This window comes from Mesorhizobium sp. M0185, assembly GCF_040322175.1.
Lineage (GTDB): Bacteria > Pseudomonadota > Alphaproteobacteria > Rhizobiales > Rhizobiaceae > Mesorhizobium.
Genome location: NZ_JAMYSY010000047.1, coordinates 1 through 15,948, shown reverse-complemented (window position 1 = coordinate 15,948; position 15,948 = coordinate 1). Strand labels below are relative to the sequence as shown.

17 protein-coding genes are annotated in these 15,948 nt (G+C 63.4%); 11 read left to right on the top strand and 6 right to left on the bottom strand.

All coding sequences use genetic code 11. The features are described 5' to 3' along the window. Positions 1-53 precede the first annotated feature (53 nt). From NKJ20_RS27115 to NKJ20_RS27100, 4 genes are all read left to right on the top strand, one after another. Positions 54-764, top strand: a complete 711-nt coding sequence (locus NKJ20_RS27115) for an ABC transporter ATP-binding protein (RefSeq protein ID WP_352748278.1) — start codon at positions 54-56, stop codon at positions 762-764. Further along, positions 764-3,313, top strand: coding sequence for an ABC transporter permease (locus NKJ20_RS27110; RefSeq protein WP_352748317.1), 2,550 nt, complete (start codon positions 764-766; stop codon positions 3,311-3,313). The genes NKJ20_RS27115 and NKJ20_RS27110 overlap by 1 nt, the downstream gene beginning before the upstream one ends. 219 nt (positions 3,314-3,532) lie before the next feature. After that, positions 3,533-4,312, top strand: a complete 780-nt coding sequence (locus NKJ20_RS27105) for a Bax inhibitor-1/YccA family protein (protein ID WP_352450195.1) — start codon at positions 3,533-3,535, stop codon at positions 4,310-4,312. Positions 4,313-4,422: 110 nt separating this feature from the next. After that, a complete protein-coding gene (locus NKJ20_RS27100; protein WP_352748276.1) occupies positions 4,423-4,992 on the top strand; it encodes a GNAT family N-acetyltransferase in 570 nt (189 codons plus the stop codon). Positions 4,993-4,996: 4 nt separating this feature from the next. Here the strand turns inward: NKJ20_RS27100 and NKJ20_RS27095 are convergent, their stop codons facing one another. Both NKJ20_RS27095 and NKJ20_RS27090 read right to left on the bottom strand, forming a co-directional pair. Continuing rightward, positions 4,997-5,383 (bottom strand): DUF2794 domain-containing protein, encoded by a 387-nt coding sequence (locus tag NKJ20_RS27095; protein ID WP_031212724.1) that lies wholly within the window; start codon positions 5,381-5,383, stop codon positions 4,997-4,999. A gap of 613 nt (positions 5,384-5,996) precedes the next feature. Beyond that, the gene (locus NKJ20_RS27090) at positions 5,997-6,746 is read right to left on the bottom strand and encodes a DUF1223 domain-containing protein (RefSeq protein WP_352450193.1); all 750 of its coding nucleotides are present in this window, start codon (positions 6,744-6,746) and stop codon (positions 5,997-5,999) included. Positions 6,747-6,921: 175 nt separating this feature from the next. On the opposite strand from NKJ20_RS27090, the gene NKJ20_RS27085 reads away from it, so the two are divergent. After that, positions 6,922-7,608 (top strand): ceramidase domain-containing protein, encoded by a 687-nt coding sequence (locus NKJ20_RS27085; RefSeq protein WP_352450192.1) that lies wholly within the window; start codon positions 6,922-6,924, stop codon positions 7,606-7,608. A 53-nt stretch (positions 7,609-7,661) separates the two neighbouring features. On the opposite strand, the gene acnA is transcribed toward NKJ20_RS27085, so the two are convergent. After that, positions 7,662-10,352 carry an aconitate hydratase AcnA gene (acnA, locus tag NKJ20_RS27080; protein ID WP_352450191.1) on the bottom strand — a complete coding sequence of 897 codons (2,691 nt, stop codon included), beginning with the start codon at positions 10,350-10,352 and terminating at the stop codon, positions 7,662-7,664. A gap of 282 nt (positions 10,353-10,634) precedes the next feature. Here acnA and ccmA point away from each other — a divergent pair, with 282 nt between their 5' ends. From ccmA to NKJ20_RS27060, 4 genes are all read left to right on the top strand, one after another. After that, positions 10,635-11,234 (top strand): heme ABC exporter ATP-binding protein CcmA, encoded by a 600-nt coding sequence (gene ccmA, locus NKJ20_RS27075; RefSeq protein WP_352748272.1) that lies wholly within the window; start codon positions 10,635-10,637, stop codon positions 11,232-11,234. Between the two features lie 37 nt (positions 11,235-11,271). Then, positions 11,272-11,937, top strand: coding sequence for a heme exporter protein CcmB (gene ccmB / locus NKJ20_RS27070; RefSeq protein ID WP_023679814.1), 666 nt, complete (start codon positions 11,272-11,274; stop codon positions 11,935-11,937). A gap of 126 nt (positions 11,938-12,063) precedes the next feature. Further along, a complete protein-coding gene (gene ccmD / locus NKJ20_RS27065; RefSeq protein WP_352456348.1) occupies positions 12,064-12,231 on the top strand; it encodes a heme exporter protein CcmD in 168 nt (55 codons plus the stop codon). After that, positions 12,228-12,803, top strand: a complete 576-nt coding sequence (locus NKJ20_RS27060; protein WP_352450188.1) for a DsbE family thiol:disulfide interchange protein — start codon at positions 12,228-12,230, stop codon at positions 12,801-12,803. Before ccmD ends, NKJ20_RS27060 begins: the two co-directional genes overlap by 4 nt. A gap of 88 nt (positions 12,804-12,891) precedes the next feature. Here the strand turns inward: NKJ20_RS27060 and NKJ20_RS27055 are convergent, their stop codons facing one another. Next, a complete protein-coding gene (locus tag NKJ20_RS27055; protein WP_023721879.1) occupies positions 12,892-13,059 on the bottom strand; it encodes a hypothetical protein in 168 nt (55 codons plus the stop codon). A 264-nt stretch (positions 13,060-13,323) separates the two neighbouring features. Here NKJ20_RS27055 and NKJ20_RS27050 point away from each other — a divergent pair, with 264 nt between their 5' ends. After that, positions 13,324-14,241: an SMP-30/gluconolactonase/LRE family protein gene (locus tag NKJ20_RS27050; protein WP_352748269.1), complete on the top strand. Its 918-nt coding sequence runs from the start codon at positions 13,324-13,326 to the stop codon at positions 14,239-14,241. Positions 14,242-14,273: 32 nt separating this feature from the next. After that, entirely contained in the window at positions 14,274-14,483 is a 210-nt protein-coding gene (locus NKJ20_RS27045) for a tautomerase family protein (RefSeq protein WP_352748266.1), read from the top strand. 106 nt (positions 14,484-14,589) lie between these two features. Here NKJ20_RS27045 and NKJ20_RS27040 read toward each other — a convergent pair whose 3' ends face one another. Both NKJ20_RS27040 and NKJ20_RS27035 read right to left on the bottom strand, forming a co-directional pair. Beyond that, the gene (locus NKJ20_RS27040; protein WP_352748314.1) at positions 14,590-15,123 is read right to left on the bottom strand and encodes an NADPH-dependent FMN reductase; all 534 of its coding nucleotides are present in this window, start codon (positions 15,121-15,123) and stop codon (positions 14,590-14,592) included. 40 nt (positions 15,124-15,163) lie between these two features. After that, positions 15,164-15,784 (bottom strand): pyridoxamine 5'-phosphate oxidase family protein, encoded by a 621-nt coding sequence (locus tag NKJ20_RS27035; protein WP_352748263.1) that lies wholly within the window; start codon positions 15,782-15,784, stop codon positions 15,164-15,166. Positions 15,785-15,948 lie beyond the last annotated feature (164 nt).

The following is a 15,948-nucleotide window of genomic DNA, read 5'->3' as shown; positions in this document are numbered from 1 at the left end:
TTGTCGAGCATCGGATGCTCTAGCCTTCATCCCCCATATAGGACGATTTGATTTTGGAAGAAGCCGTCATTTCGCTGAAAGACGTATCGCTGACGCTCGGCGAAGGTGCATCCTCGGTCCATGTGCTGAAGGGCGTCAGCCTCGATGTGGCGGGCGGCGAAGCGACAGGCATCGTTGGACCTTCAGGTTCGGGAAAGTCGACATTGCTGATGGTTTTGGCCGGACTTGAAAGGGTCGATTCGGGGACGGTCCGAATTGCCGGCGAGCTGCTCAACGGCAAAAGCGAAGATCAGATCGCATCGTTTCGGGGACGAAACATCGGCATCGTGTTCCAGTCTTTCCATCTCATCCCCAATATGACGGCGCTGGAAAACGTTGCGGTCCCGCTGGAGCTTTCCGGCCATGTCGATCCATTCGGCGTGGCGGCGCGCGAGCTGGCGGCGGTCGGTCTCAGCGATCGCGTCACCCATTACCCCGGCGAATTGTCTGGCGGCCAGCAGCAGCGCGTGGCGATCGCCCGGGCGCTGGCGCCGTCGCCGCGCATCCTGATCGCCGACGAGCCGACCGGCAATCTCGACCAGGCAACGGGGCGGCACGTCGCTGACCTGCTGTTTGCCAAGGCGGCCGAACGCGGCATGACGCTGGTGCTGGTCACGCATGACCCGGTACTCGCGGCGCGCTGCTCGCGCCAGGTGTCGATGCGGTCGGGGCTGATCGAAGACGCGCCTAAGCCGGCCACCAGGGCTGGCAAGGTGACCGCATGATGCCGCTGGCGCGCACGCTGAGGCTCGCCTTTCGGTTTTCGCTGCGAGAAATGCGTGGCGGGCTGTCCGGCTTCCTGATCTTCCTTGCCTGCATCGCGCTGGGCGTCGCTGCGATCGGCGGCGTCAATTCGGTGGCGCAGGCGATTTCCGCCGGTGTTGCCGACCAGGGCCAGACGCTGCTCGGCGGTGATCTCCGCTTCCAGCTCAACCAGCGCGATCCGACCAGAGCCGAACGCAGCTTCCTCGACCGGCTTGGCACGGTTTCGCACAGCGCCAATATGCGCTCGATGGCGAGGCTCGAGGACGGCTCCGACCAGGCGCTGGTCGAGGCCAAGGCGGTCGACGGCGCCTATCCGCTCTATGGTGCGCTGGAGACCCAGCCGGTGCTGTCGCGAGAGGATCTGTTCGGCGAAAAATCCGGCGTCTTCGGCGCCGCCGCGCCGGACCTCTTGTTCGAGCGGCTGAACCTTGGCATCGGTGACCGGCTAAAGCTCGGCAGCGCGACGTTCGAGCTGCGCGCCAGGCTGGTCAACGAGCCGGATGCGGTGTCGGATGGCTTCGGTTTTGCGCCGCGGCTGATGGTGTCGACCGACGGGCTTGCCGCTTCCGGCCTGATCCAGCCGGGCAGCCTGGTCGAGAATGCCTATAAGGTCCGCCTGCCCGGCGGCACCACTGAGGCACAGATCAAGGCGATCCAGGAGCAGGCGACAAACCAGTTCCCGCAGGCCGGCTGGTCGATCCGCACGCGCAGCAACGCAGCGCCGGCGCTGTCCTCGAATATCGAGCGGTTTTCGCAATTCCTGACGCTGGTCGGGTTGACGGCGCTGGTGGTCGGCGGCGTCGGCGTGGCCAATGCCGTGCGTGCCTATCTCGACGGCAAGCGCGGCGTCATCGCCACCTTCAAGAGCCTGGGGGCTTCGGGCGGGTTCGTCTTTGCCGTCTATCTGGTGCAGATCCTGATGATCGCCGCCCTCGGCATCACGCTAGGCCTTGTACTTGGCGCGCTGATGCCGTTCGCGGCCAGCGCGGCACTCCAATCGGTCATTCCAGTGCCGGCGGAAGGTGGGTTCTATCCCGGCGCCCTCGGCATGGCAGCGCTGTTCGGGCTACTGGTGACGCTGGCTTTCGCCTTGCTGCCGCTCGGCCGCGCCCGCGACGTGCCGGCAACGGCGCTGTTTCGCGAAATGGGTTTCGAGGGCCGCGGTTTTCCCCGCCCGCTCTATATCGCCGCGGCATTGGGCATCGCGCTGCTGCTCGCGGTACTGGCGATTCTGTTTTCCGGCGACCGCCGTATTGCCTCGATCTTCGTTGGCGCCACGATCTTTTCGTTCCTGGTGCTGCGTGTGGTCGGCTCGCTGGTGCAGTGGGCGGCGAAGAAAAGCCCGCGCGTGCGCTCGACCGCGCTCAGGCTCGCCATCGGCAACATCCATCGGCCTGGCGCCTTGACGCCGTCCGTGGTGCTGTCGTTGGGACTCGGGCTGACGCTGCTGGTGACGCTGGCGCTGATCGACGGCAATCTCAGGCGGCAGATCTCGGGCAGCCTGCCGGAAAGGGCACCGAACTTCTTCTACGTCGATATCCAGAGCGGTGACGTCGATGCCTTCACCGCGCTGGTCGGCAAAGAGGCACCGCAAGGCAGGCTGATCAAGGTGCCGATGCTGCGCGGCCGGGTGATGGCGCTCAACGGCGTCGATGTCGACAAGGTCAAGGTTCCGGCCGAAGGCGCCTGGGTACTGCGCGGCGATCGCGGCCTGACCTATGACGCAAAGCTGCCGGAGAATGCGACGCTGACCGAGGGCAGCTGGTGGCCGGAGAACTATGCCGGCGAGCCGCTGGTCTCGTTTTCCGCCGAGGAAGGCAAAGAGATCGGGCTGAAGCTCGGCGACACCATCACCGTCAACGTGCTCGGCCGCAACATCACGGCCAAGATCGCCAATTTCCGCCAGGTCGAATGGGAAACCATGGGCATCAATTTCGTCATGGTGTTCTCGCCCAACACATTCGCCGGTGCGCCGCATGGCTGGTTGGCGACGCTGACCGAGACGAATGCGTCGGCAGCCGACGATGCGCATCTTCTCAACGCCGTCACGCGTGCCTTTCCCGCGGTGACGACGGTCAGGGTCAAGGACGCACTCGAAATCGTCAACCGGCTGGTGGCGCAGCTCGGCACAGCAATCAGGGCAGCAGCGGGCGTGGCGTTGATCGCCTCGGTGCTGGTGCTGGCCGGGGCGCTCGCCGCCGGCAACCGGGCTCGCATTCACGACGCGGTGGTGCTGAAGACCCTGGGTGCGACCAGGAAAACGCTGATCGCCGCGTTTTCGCTGGAATACATGCTGATCGGCCTTGCCACTGCGATCTTCGCGCTGGCAGCGGGCGGTGTGGCGGCGTGGTTCGTCGTCGCGCGCATCATGACGCTGCCATCGCACTTCATGCCGGAGGTGGCGGTGGCGACCATCGGCTTTTCGCTGGTGGTCACGGTCGGCATAGGCCTTGCCGGCACGTGGCGGGTGCTGGGCCACAAGGCGGCGCCGGTGCTGCGGAATCTTTGAGCCAGAGCCGGGTGCGATTAAATCTCGGTAATGTTCCGGGCGGGAAGGCCAATAAAACCGTATCTCCGGCACTTCACGGAGCATTACGTTTGGTTACGGTCTTGTCCTTTACGCCAAGAACCATCATATTTCGGCGCAGGCATGCTGGAGCCCCGCCAGCGGCGCCTGGGTTCAAAAGGACCTGACACCGGACGGGGCAGAAGCAATATGAGGATTTCCATGGCTGATCCCGTTCGCAATTATCAGACGCGCGCCGTGCCCGGCGCCGGCGTCGATGCTGCCATCGACCAGGGCCTGCGGGCCTATATGATTAAGGTCTACAATCTGATGGGGCTTGGCCTCCTCATCACCGGCCTTGCCGCGGTCGGCACAATCATGCTGGCCACCACCAGCGATCCCGCCTCGGCCGTCGCGACGTTGCCAAGCGGCGAGATGCTGACCTCGTTCGGCTACGCGATCTTCGGCTCGCCGCTGAAATGGCTGGTGATCTTCGCCCCGCTGGCAGCGGTGATGTTCCTGTCGTTCCGCGTCCAGTCGATGAGCGTTTCGGCCGCGCAGACGACATTCTGGGTCTACGCCGGCCTCGTCGGCCTGTCGCTGTCGTCGATCTTCCTGGTCTACACCACCGCCAGCATCTCGCAGACCTTCTTCGCCACCGCCGCCGCCTTTGGCGGGCTGTCGCTCTACGGCTACACGACCAAGCGCGATCTCTCGGCGTTCGGTTCGTTCCTGGTCATGGGCCTGGTCGGCCTGATCATCGCGATGGTGATCAACGTCTTCCTGCAGTCGTCGGCGCTTTCCTTCGCCGTTTCGGCGATCGGCGTGCTGATCTTCGCGGGCCTCACCGCCTATGACACGCAGAACATCAAGGAGATGTACTTCGAGGGCGACGAGACTGATGTCGCCGGCCGCAAGGCGATTATGGGCGCATTGAGGCTCTATCTCGACTTCATCAACCTGTTTATGTTTCTGCTGCAGTTCATGGGCGACCGTCGCTAAATACGGTTTTCCTGGACCAGCGAGTTTGGAAAGGGCGGCCCAATGGCCGCCCTTTTCTTTTGTGCCGGCTTTTGCTGTGATATAGGGCAGATGAACGACGTGCCTAAATTATGAGCAGCATCACCTTGCGGGCCGCGACGTCGGCCGATCTCGACCGGATCACGGAAATCTATGCCGACGCGGTAACGAATGGCACGGCGAGCTATGAACTCGAGCCACCAAGCCGCACCGAGATGGGCGTGCGCTTCGACAACCTGATGGCGGGCGGCTTTCCCTATCTCGTTGCAGAAAAGGCCGGCGCCGTGCTCGGCTATGCCTATGCCGGAGCGTTCCGGCCGCGCCCGGCGTACCGCTTCGTCGTTGAGGATTCCGTCTATGTCGCGCCCGAGGCCAAAGGGCAAGGCGTCGGGCTGCTCTTGATGCAAGGGCTGATCGAGGCGGCCAAGGCGGCGGGTTTTCGCCAGATCATCGCGGTGATCGGCGACTGCCGGCCCGACAGCGCCTCGGTACGGCTGCACGAGAAGCTCGGCTTTCGTCATTCCGGCCGCCTGGAAGGCTCAGGCTACAAGCACGGACGCTGGCTGGACACGGTGTTCATGCAACTGCCGATCAATGGCGGGGCGTCCATCCCGCCTGATCCGCAATCGCTGCCCGAGCGGAAGTTCCGCCAGCAAAAATAAAGGGTTACGCCTCGACCAGCTTCAGTGTTCGGTCGAACACGCCAAGCACCCGGCCGAGTTCCTGGCCGCGCTTGAGGATGCGCCCGCCGGCGGCGATGACGGCGAACGCGCCTTGCCGGCGCGCCAGCTTCGGATCCTTGACGATCTGGAAAAGCGGCACTTCGCTGGTGCGGCGGAAGACGGAAAAAACGGCGCGGTCGGCGAGATGGTCGATGGCATAGTCGCGCCACTCGTTGGCGGCAACCATACGGCCGTAGAGCCTGAGGATCTGGTCCAGTTCGCGCCGGTCGAACCGCACCGGCTGGTCGAGGCGTTCGCGTCTTGCCTCATGCAGCGGGATCAATATTGCGGATGCGTCCCCATCCTCCGTCCCGCTGCTGCGATCAGTCATGCCTGGATCCTCGCAATGAATCGTACGCCGACCAAAGTTGGCGCTTTCGTTGCCGAATTGCAAGGCCCGGCCGGGCAAGGCCAGCACCGCGCGGTTTCTCCAGCGTCCAGTCACGTTTGCGAAACGCCTGTTGGAATTGGTGATGCTTCGCCACAATCCTGCCTTTTTTTATCCGTGCTCATGCCCCAATGTCCGACGAATTTACCGGTGTTGCCTGAGACGGTTCGGTCCGGCACCGGCTCGTAAACCCCAAGCCCCCCGCCCACGGGTCTGCGTCGGATCGAACCAACCTCGGTTTTTCCTTGGAAAGATCGGGTGCGACGATCCCAAAACCTAAATGACCGGCGTCAGAAGCAAGCTGACGCCGGTTTTTTATTGGCCGGAGCCGTGGCGGTGCGATCCGTCCGGATTGGCTGCCATCAGAAGGTTGAGCGCGGTTCTCCCTTCTCCCCTTGTGGGAGAAGGTGTCGCCGAAGGCGACGGATGAGGGGTGTTCCAGCTTGGCAATTTCCTTGAAATCGCCGCCGCCTCAATTCTTCCAGCACCCCTCAACCGTCTCGGCGCTGCGCGCCGATCCACCTTCTCCCACAAGGGGAGAAGGAGAGGTCCCCGCTTAAGGCTTGCGGATAAAGGCTGCACCCAGGATCGGACCGGGCATGCCGTCCTTGCCGACCGACTGCAGCAGCACGGCGCAGCCGCCCTTCTTGGCGATCTCGCTCATCGGCAGTTCGTAGCGCTGCGCCTTGCCGTGCCACATGCCGGCGGTCTGGATGGTGGAGACGGCGTTCCAGTAGGTCATGCTGCGGCCGCTGTTTTCGCCCTTGCCGATCTTTATCGTCTGTGGCGGGTTGAAATAGACGATGACGACATGCGCGTCGGTGGGGCCGCTAACGGCGTCGCCGGCATCGATCATGACGCGATCGCTGGTCCGGCTGACCTTGATGCCGACGCGCATGCCTTCGCCGACCCTCTCCATGCGGGCCAGCGCGCCGTCGACTTCCTCGCGGCTGGCGCCGTTGACATGGCTGCGGCCGTTTATGACGGCTTGCGGGGTGTAGACGGAACGACTGCCGAAGGCGCGCATATACTCGTATTGCCGCTCGGTATTTTCCTTGCGGCTCAGCGTGTCCTGCCAGCCGAGGTAATCCCAATAATCGACATGATAGGCGAGCGCGACGATGTCCTCCTTGGCGGCAAGCTCGGCGAAGAATTCGTCGGCCGGCGGACAGGAGTTGCATCCCTGGCTGGTGAAGAGCTCGACGACGCCTAATGGCTTGTCGGTTGGCTCGGCAAGGGCCCTGCCGGCAAACGCCGAGAGGGCCAGCGCAAGGGCCGCAAGCCGCAATGGTCTTCGAGATGGCATGGCCGTTCCGATCCCGCCGGTGACGCCGGCTTTGTTCTGGTTGTCGAAATATGTGGCAGAAGCGGCAGTCAACGGGAAGTCACGTTGCGGTGAAATTTTGCCGTTGCAACCGCTGGCAAGGGCGCAATAGGTGGACTTGCACTTCACGATGGAAGCGATTCGGGCGGCAATCAGCATGTGGCAATCTCTCCTGGCGCCGGTCGACCTCTATTGCGAACGGACGGGGCCGGAATTCTGGGCCGAACCGCTCAATGCGCTGAGCAATCTGGCTTTTTTTGCCGCCGGGCTATGGGGTGTCTGGCAGGTGCGCAAGCGCGGCACCGGCACCTTCGCCGAAGTGCTGGCCTGGTGGGTGGTGGCGATCGGCATCGGCTCGTCGCTGTTCCATACCTTTGCCACAAGGGCAATGATCCTGGCCGACGTGCTGCCCATTGCAGGATTCACGCTGGCCTACACGCTGTTCAACCTGCGACGTTTTCTCGGCATGAAATGGGGCAGGGCGATCGCCATCTTCGTCGCCTTTTACGCCGTTGCCGGGCTGGTGACCTTTGCCGTGCCCGACTGGCTGCGCCAGGCGTCGAACGGGACGACCGGCTATCTGCCTCCGTTTCTGGCGCTCGCCTTCTTCGGCGCCTGGGTGGCGGCCAGCGGCAATCGCGCCGGCTGGTACAATCTGGCGGGTTCGGCGATCTTCGTCGTGTCGGTCATCTGCAGGATGATCGATCCGCTGGTCTGCGGCGGCTTTCCGCTCGGCACGCATTTCCTGTGGCACATATTCAACGGGCTGATGCTCGGCGTGCTGCTGGCGGCGACAGCGCGGTTTGGCAAGCCAAGACAGGGCAGTAGGGCAGTAGGGGAATAAGTCGCTTCTCTTTGCTTCACCCTACTGCCCTACTCCCTTATTGCCCTACTCCCTTAAGCGGCCAGATCGCGCAGCACGTATTGCAGGATGCCCCCATTCTTGAAGTAGTCGAGCTCGTCCAGCGTATCGATGCGGCAGATGATCGGAACCTCTTTGACGCTGCCGTCGCCGTAGGTGATCCTGGCGATCATCTTCTGCCGCGGCTTGATGTTGCTCAGTCCGTCGATCTCGACCAGTTCGTCGCCCTTGAGGTTGAGCGAGGCCCATGAGGTGCCTTCCTCGAAGACGAAGGGGATCACGCCCATGCCGACCAAATTGGAGCGGTGGATGCGCTCGAAGGACTGGGCGATGACCGCGCGGACGCCCAGCAAATTGGTGCCCTTGGCCGCCCAGTCACGCGACGAGCCGTTGCCATATTCGACGCCGGCGAAGATGACCAGCGGCACGCCTTCCTTCTTGTAGCGCATCGCGGCGTCGTAGATCGATTCCTCTTCTTTCGAGGGGTAATGGATGGTGTAGCCGCCCTCGCGGCCGTTCTCGCCCAGCATATGGTTGCGGATGCGGATATTGGCGAAGGTGCCGCGCATCATCACCTCATGATTGCCGCGGCGCGTGCCGTACTGGTTGAAATCGGCGACGCCGACGCCGTGGTCGGTGAGATACTTGCCGGCCGGCGAGGCCGCCTTGATCGAACCGGCCGGCGAAATGTGGTCGGTGGTGATCTTGTCGCCGAACAGACCGAGCACACGCGCGCCCTTGATATCGCCGATCTTGCCGAAGCCTGACTTCATGCCGGCGAAATAGGGCGGGTTCTGCACATAGGTCGAATTGTCGTCCCAGGCATAGGTCTGGCCTTCCGGCGCCTTGACGTTCTGCCAGTACTCGTCGCCCTTGAAGACGTCGGCATATTTGCGGGCGAACAATTCGCGCGTGACGTTCTTCTCGATGAATTCTTGGATCTCGACCGAACTTGGCCAGATGTCTTTGAGATAGATCGGACTGCCGTTGCGATCGTCGCCGAGCGGCTCGGTGGTCAGATCTTTGGTCACCGTCCCGGCCAGCGCGTGGGCGACGACCAGCGGCGGCGAGGCGAGATAGTTCGCCTGCACGTCGGGCGAGACGCGGCCTTCGAAATTGCGGTTGCCGGACAAAACTGCCGCAGCAATCAAGCCCTTATCGTTGATGGTCTTGGAGATCGGCGCCGGCAACGGGCCGGAATTGCCGATGCAGGTGGTGCAGCCGAAGCCGACCAGGTTGAAGCCGATCTGGTCGAGCTCCTTCTGCAGGCCGGATTTCTCGAGATATTCGGCGACGACCTGGCTGCCCGGCGCCAATGAGGTCTTGACCCACGGCTTCTGCTTGAGGCCGAGCCGGTTGGCATTGCGCGCCAACAGCCCGGCGCCGATCAGCACGCTCGGGTTCGAGGTGTTGGTGCAGGAGGTGATGGCGGCGATGACCACATCGCCATGGCCAAGATCGTAGTTCGTGCCCTCGACGGCATAGCGCTTGTCGATTTCGGCGGCCTTCTTGTATTCGGACTCCATGGCCTTGGCGAAGCCGGCCGGAATGTCTTCAAGTGCGACCCGGCCTTCCGGCCGCTTCGGGCCGGCCATCGACGGGACGACACTGCCGAGATCGAGCTCCAGCAGGTCGGTGAAGACCGGATCGGCCGAGCCGGCATCGCGCCACAAGCCTTGCGCCTTAGAATAAGCCTCGACCAGGGCGATGCGGCTTTCGTCGCGACCGGACATTGTGAGATAGCGGATGGTTTCGCTGTCGACCGGGAAGAAGCCGCAGGTGGCGCCATATTCCGGCGCCATGTTGCCGATGGTGGCGCGGTCGGCCAGCGTCATGTTGGACAGGCCCGGCCCGAAGAATTCGACGAACTTGCCGACGACGCCCTTCTTGCGCAGCATCTGGGTGACGGTGAGCACCAGGTCGGTGGCGGTGACGCCTTCCCTCAGCCTGCCGGTGAGCCGGAAGCCGATGACTTCAGGCAGCAGCATGGAGACCGGCTGGCCAAGCATCGCGGCCTCCGCCTCGATGCCGCCGACGCCCCAGCCGAGAACGCCGAGGCCGTTGATCATCGTGGTATGTGAATCGGTGCCGACGCAGGTGTCGGGATAGGCGGTGGTCTCGCCGTCTTCGCTGTTGGTCCACACGACCTGACCGAGATATTCGAGATTGACCTGATGGCAGATGCCAGTGCCGGGCGGCACGACGCGGAAATTGCGGAACGCCTGCTGGCCCCATTTCAGGAATTTGTAGCGTTCCTCGTTGCGCTCATATTCAAGCTCGACATTGCGGGCGAAAGCCAGTGGCGTGCCGAATTCGTCGACGATGACCGAGTGGTCGATGACCAGATCGACCGGCACCAGCGGATTGATCTTTTGCGGGTCGCCGCCGAGCGAGGCCATGGCGTCGCGCATGGCGGCAAGGTCGACCACGGCTGGAACGCCGGTGAAATCCTGCATCAGCACGCGAGCCGGGCGATAGGCGATCTCGACGCCGGCGGTGCCCCGGTCAGTCAGCCAGCCGGCGACCGCCTGGATGCTCTCCTTGGTAACGGAACGGCCGTCCTCGTTGCGCAGCAGATTCTCCAGCAGCACCTTCATCGAATAGGGCAATTGGGCAATACCGGTGAGGCCGTTCTTTTCGGCCTCGACAAGGTCATAGTAGATGTACTCGGTGCCGCTGGCGGTCAGCGTGCGGCGGCAATTGAAGCTGTCGAGTGATTTGGACACGTGCGATCCCTAACTGTCGGTTGCCGGAAGGGAACGGACGCCAGTGGGCATGCAAATCACGCGCAAAGGTGCGGGTACGGCCATTTCCGCTATCCGTTCCCAAGCGTCCGGGCCGTTCAAGGCGGCACGCGCGCTGGTTCGGCGCAAATTCGGTTCCCGTGCCGACCGCTGGCACGGATGATGCGGATATAGAGAATTTTCTGGAATAGTTCTAGACACGGAATTGCCATTTTTGCTGCGGCGCACCGAAGCCGCGCCTGAACTTTCGGCGAAGGGGAACGGATGCGGCTGATCGCCGAAAATCTTGGCGGCGAACGCGGCGGCGAGACGGTATTTTACGGCATCGAATTCGCGCTGGGGGATGGCCAGGCGCTGGTCGTCACCGGGCCGAACGGCGCCGGCAAATCGACGCTGCTCAGGATCGTCGCCGGGCTGTTGCCGGTGGCGGCAGGCCGTGTGCGGTTCGAAGGTGGTGGCGAAGACTTTCCGTCGGCCGCCTCGGCGTGTCACTATCTCGGCCACCTCAACGCGATGAAGACGGCGCTGAGCGTTACGGAAAACCTGTGCTTCTGGCGCGATTTTTCGGGCGCCGGTTCCGCGGGTGTTGAAGAGGCGCTGGAAACCGTCGGGCTGGGCGGCATCGGCCATCTGCCGTTCGGCTATCTCTCGACCGGGCAACGCCGCCGCGCGGCGATTGCAAAACTGCTGGTAAGCCACCGGCCATTGTGGCTGCTCGATGAGCCGACGGCAGGACTGGACAATGCTTCGGAGGAGAGATTCGGCGAATTGATGGGGAAGCACCTCGAGAGTGGGGGGATCGTGGTTGCGGCGACGCATTTGCCGCTGGGGATCGAGGGAAAGGAATTGAGGATGACCGGCTGATGTTGGCATTCCTTCACAGGCGAAAGCATCTCACATCATGCTAGCCCTCTTCCTGCGCGACATCCGCCTGAGTATCCGCGCCGGCGGCGGGGCGCTTACCGGCGTGATTTTCTTTCTCGCCGTTATCGCGACCATCCCCTTCGGCGTCGGTCCCGAGCTGAAGCTGCTGGCCCGCATCGGCCCGGCGATCCTGTGGATCGCCGCCTTGCTGGCCTGCCTGCTCGGCCTCGACCGGCTGTTCCAGGCCGACCGCGAGGACGGCTCGCTCGATCTTCTGGTGCTTGGCAACGACCGGCACATGCTGGCCTTGACCGTTCTGACGAAATGCCTGGCGCATTGGGCGGGAAGCGTGCTGCCGCTGGTCATCGCCGCTCCCTTGCTCGGCCTGTTCATGAACATGGAGCCGGCCGGCATCGGCGCCACGGCGTTGACGCTTCTGGTAGGCACGCCGGCGATCACCTTCATCGGTGCTGCCGGTGCAGCGGTGGCAGTGGCGTTGCCGCGTGGCGGGCTGCTGATCTCGGTGCTCGTGCTGCCGCTGACCATTCCCGTGCTGATCTTCGGCGTATCGGCAAGCTATGGCGCGGTGGCGGACCCCGATCCATTCCTGCAGCCCTTCCTCATTCTTGCCGCGCTGACCTTGTTTCTTGCCGTGCTCGGCCCTGTGGCGGCGGCGCTGGCGCTACGGCACGGAACGGATTGATGCGTTGGCTTCAGCTCATGCCTGCGGCGCGGCGAACAATTGCGGAGCCGATGGCGCAGCGTTAAGAGAAGACATGTTGGAACGGCGTGAGACGGACCGGTTGGAAAGCGCCGCGGAGCGAAAAGCATGAGCGTACATGCGCTTTATGTCACCGCCGCCTATGCGATCACGGCCGTGGTGCTGGGCGGGCTGATCGGCTGGATTCTGCTCGACCAGCGCGGCCGCAAGCGAGAGCTTGCCGAGCTGGAGGCATCCGGCGTGCGCCGGCGCTCCGATAAGGCAGTAAAATCATGAGCACGGAAACCCAAACACCGGCGCGCCGCCGCCTGATCGTGCTGCTGCCGCTGCTGGTCTTTCTCGGGCTGGCGGGATTGTTCCTGGCGCAGCTTTTGTCCGGGCGCGACGTGTCGGAAGTGCCGTCGGCGCTGATCGGCCTGCCGGCGCCGCAGACCAACTTGCCGGCGCTCGAAGGCACCAATTTGCCGGGCCTTGATTCAAAACAGTTCGCCGGCAAGGTGACGCTGGTCAATGTCTTCGCGTCCTGGTGCGCGCCGTGCCGCGAAGAGCATCCGGTGCTGCTGGCGCTGTCGCAGGACAGACGTTTCGTCATGGCCGCGCTGAACTACAAGGACCAGCCGGAAAACGCCCGTCGGTTCCTTGGCGATCTCGGCAACCCATTCCAGGCGATCGGCGTCGACCAGGCCGGACGCACGGCGATCGACTGGGGTGTCTACGGCGTGCCGGAGACCTTCGTCATCGGCAAGGATGGCAAGATCGCCTATAAGCATGTAGGGCCGCTGACGCCGGACTCGGCGCGGACGCTGCTGTTACCCGAAATCGAGAAGGCGCTGGCCATGCCGGGCTGATGGCCCGCCGTTTCGTCATGCTAGGGTCTTTTCTCCGCTTTGCGTCGCTACGCCCAAGGATGACGAACGTGATAGGTCGACCGAAGACTCAGCCGTAGATCTGCTTGTGGACCTGGTAGAGCATTTCGCTGCGGTCGGCGCGCATGTCGGCGAGGTCACGGCTGCTGAAGCTGTCGATTTCGGCGACGAGGCGGTTGTAATGCCGGCGCTTGGCGATGCTGGCGCGAGCGCGGCTCATGAGGCTGTCGATGATCATAGCGAGTTTCCTTTTTGCGCCGCGTTTCGCGACCAGTTGTTCCTCCCTTGATCGATACGGAGCATGACATAGTTATGGTGCGTTGCAAAAATAAGATGTTGCAATGCACCATTGCGCTGGGCGCATAGCCGGTTAACGGGATGTGACCTGCCGTCCGGGCCAGCATTCGCTTCCATAATGCTTCTGACGCATCATCGATCTTGCCATATCGATCGTGGGCTGGCTTGATCGCGCCTTGCCAAGCGACCGCTACCGGGAGGAACCATGGCCAGCGAATTCTACGAAGTTCTCGATCCGCGCTTTTCGCGGCTGTTCAACGGCAATGCACAGGTCGACAGGCTGTTTACCGGCTGCCGATGGGCGGAAGGACCGGCCTGGTTCGCGGCCGGGCGCTATGTGGTCTGGTCCGACATCCCGAACAATCGCATGCTGCGTTACGACGAGACCGACGGCAGCGTCAGCGTGTTCCGTCAGCCGTCCGGCAATTCCAACGGCAACACCGTCGACCGGCAAGGCCGGCTGGTTACTTGCGAGCATTCCGGCCGCCGCGTCAGCCGCACCGAGCATGACGGGTCGGTAGTCACCATCGCCGACAAATGGCGCGGCAAGCGGCTGAACTCGCCCAATGACGCCGTGGTCAAGTCCGACGGCTCGATCTGGTTCACCGACCCGAGCTACGGCATCGATACCGATTACGAGGGCGACAAGGCCGAAAGCGAGATCGGCGCCTGCCATGTCTACCGGGTCGATCCCGGCACCGGCGAGACCGAGGCCGTGATCACCGACATGGTCAGGCCCAACGGGCTCGCCTTCTCGGTTGACGAGAGCAAGCTCTATGTCGCCGACACTGGCCGCACGCATGGTGCGCAAAACCCGGCGCACATCCGGGTGTTCACTGTCGACCAGGGCGGCAAGACGGTCTCAGGCGAAAAGGTCTTTGCCGACTGCACCGCCGGCCTGTTCGACGGTTTCAGGCTGGATGCGGACGGCCGCATCTGGGCCAGTGCCGCCGACGGCATCCACTGCTACGATCCGGACGGGACGCTGATCGGCAAGGTCAAAGTACCGGAAGTCGTTGCTAATTGCGTGTTCGGCGGCAACAAGCTGAACTGCCTCTACATCGCCGGCACGACCTCGCTCTACATGGTCCGGCTCATGGTCAACGGCGCCAAAACCTACTGAGCGGCCGCCAAGCATATGCAAGGGAGGGAACCATGCCATTCGTGAATATCCGTCTGGTCAAGGAGGTGATTGCCGATGACCCGGCCGGCAAAAAGGCCGCGATTGCCGCCCAGGTGACGGCGGCCATCACCGGCGCCACCGGCCTGACCAGCAATGATGTCTGGGTGGTCTTCGAGGAGGTCAATGCCCGCGACTGGTTCGTCGGCCAGACCGACGTCGAGACGCGGAGGGGCAAGGGATAGTTCCCGGCACAGATTGGCCGCAGCTCCTAGCGTCGTCATCCCAGGGCGGAGCAGGAGCGAAGCTCCGTCGCGGAGACCCTTGGATGACGAAAGCACGGCCCGGCGTTCACCGCGAGCGGATGAAGCCCGCGAAGGCCGAAACGGCGCGGCGCATCGTCAGCCGGTTTTCCGGCTGCGATAAGATTTCCTCCACCTCCGGCGGCCTCTTGCCGAGCAGCGCGATTTCGAGCGCTGCTTCCTCATAGAGCGCGAAAGACATTGTCCGCATGACCTCGGCCAGTGCGGCGCGGGCAAACAGCGAGCGCGGCGAGGCGTGGACCAGCGTGGCCGGCTTGCCGACGGCGGCATCGCGCGACACCAGCCAGTCAAGCGCGTTCTTCAGGCCGCCTGGCACACCGTGGGCATATTCCGGGCAGGAGACGATGACGCCGTCAGCGGCGGTGACCGCATCGATCAGCACTGCTGCTTGCGGCGGCGTCCGCTCGCCTTCGTCGTCGGGGTTGAAAATCGGCAGCCGGCCAAGCCCATCGTAGACGGAGACGTGACAGTCCGGCGGCGCGTTTTGCGCGAGTGCCGCGACCAGGGCCGAATTGGTCGAGGCGGCGCGCAGGCTGCCGGAGATGGCGAGGATGTTCAGCAAAGGAATGGAGACCGGCTTGGGCGATTCGTTGCCGATCACGCTACCACATGGTCTCCCTGTATTCCTCGTCCAGCCAGCGGTCGGTCGCCTCGGCCGAATCGGCGAGCGCCAGCTGGTCGCGCAGGATCTGGCCGAGCGTCGGCAGCGTCGCGCGGTCGTACCAGCTCTCCGGCTTCCACAGTTCGGAGCGCATGAAGGCCTTGGCGTAATGCATATAGGCGGCCTTGACCGTCACCACGACGACGCTTTGCGGTGCCTTGCCGTCGACCGCCAGCCGCTCGCGCAATACCGCATCGACGGTGATGCGGGCATCGCCGTTGACACGCAGCGTCTCGTTCATGCCGGGAATGAGGAAGAGCAGCCCGACCGAGGGATTGAGAAGGATGTTCTCCAGCGTGTCGAGCCGGTTGTTGCCGGGCCGGTCGGGGATGGCGATGGTCTTCTCGTCGAGCACTGTTACGAAGCCCGGCCTGTCGCCCTTGGGCGTCACATCGGCATTGCCGGCGCCGTCGGACGAGCCGATCAGCACGAAAGGGCTCTTGCCGATGAAGGAACGGCAGTGGCCGTCCAATGCCTTCAGTTCCTTGCGGATCGAGCCGTCAGTCGGCCGAGGCGTCTTGTAGATCGTCCTCAACTCGTCGCGTGTGGTGATGAATTCCATGCCCCTCTCCTCTTATTCTGGCGCAATTCCCTAGGGAAAGCGCTACGCGCTTTTCCCAGGAAAGCCGCTACACACTTTCCTGGAATTGCTTGTCTTATGACTTTCGCTGCCGAATGGGTCAGAAAGGAACGCTGAGAGAGGGTAGCCGCCCTCCCTCAGCGGCG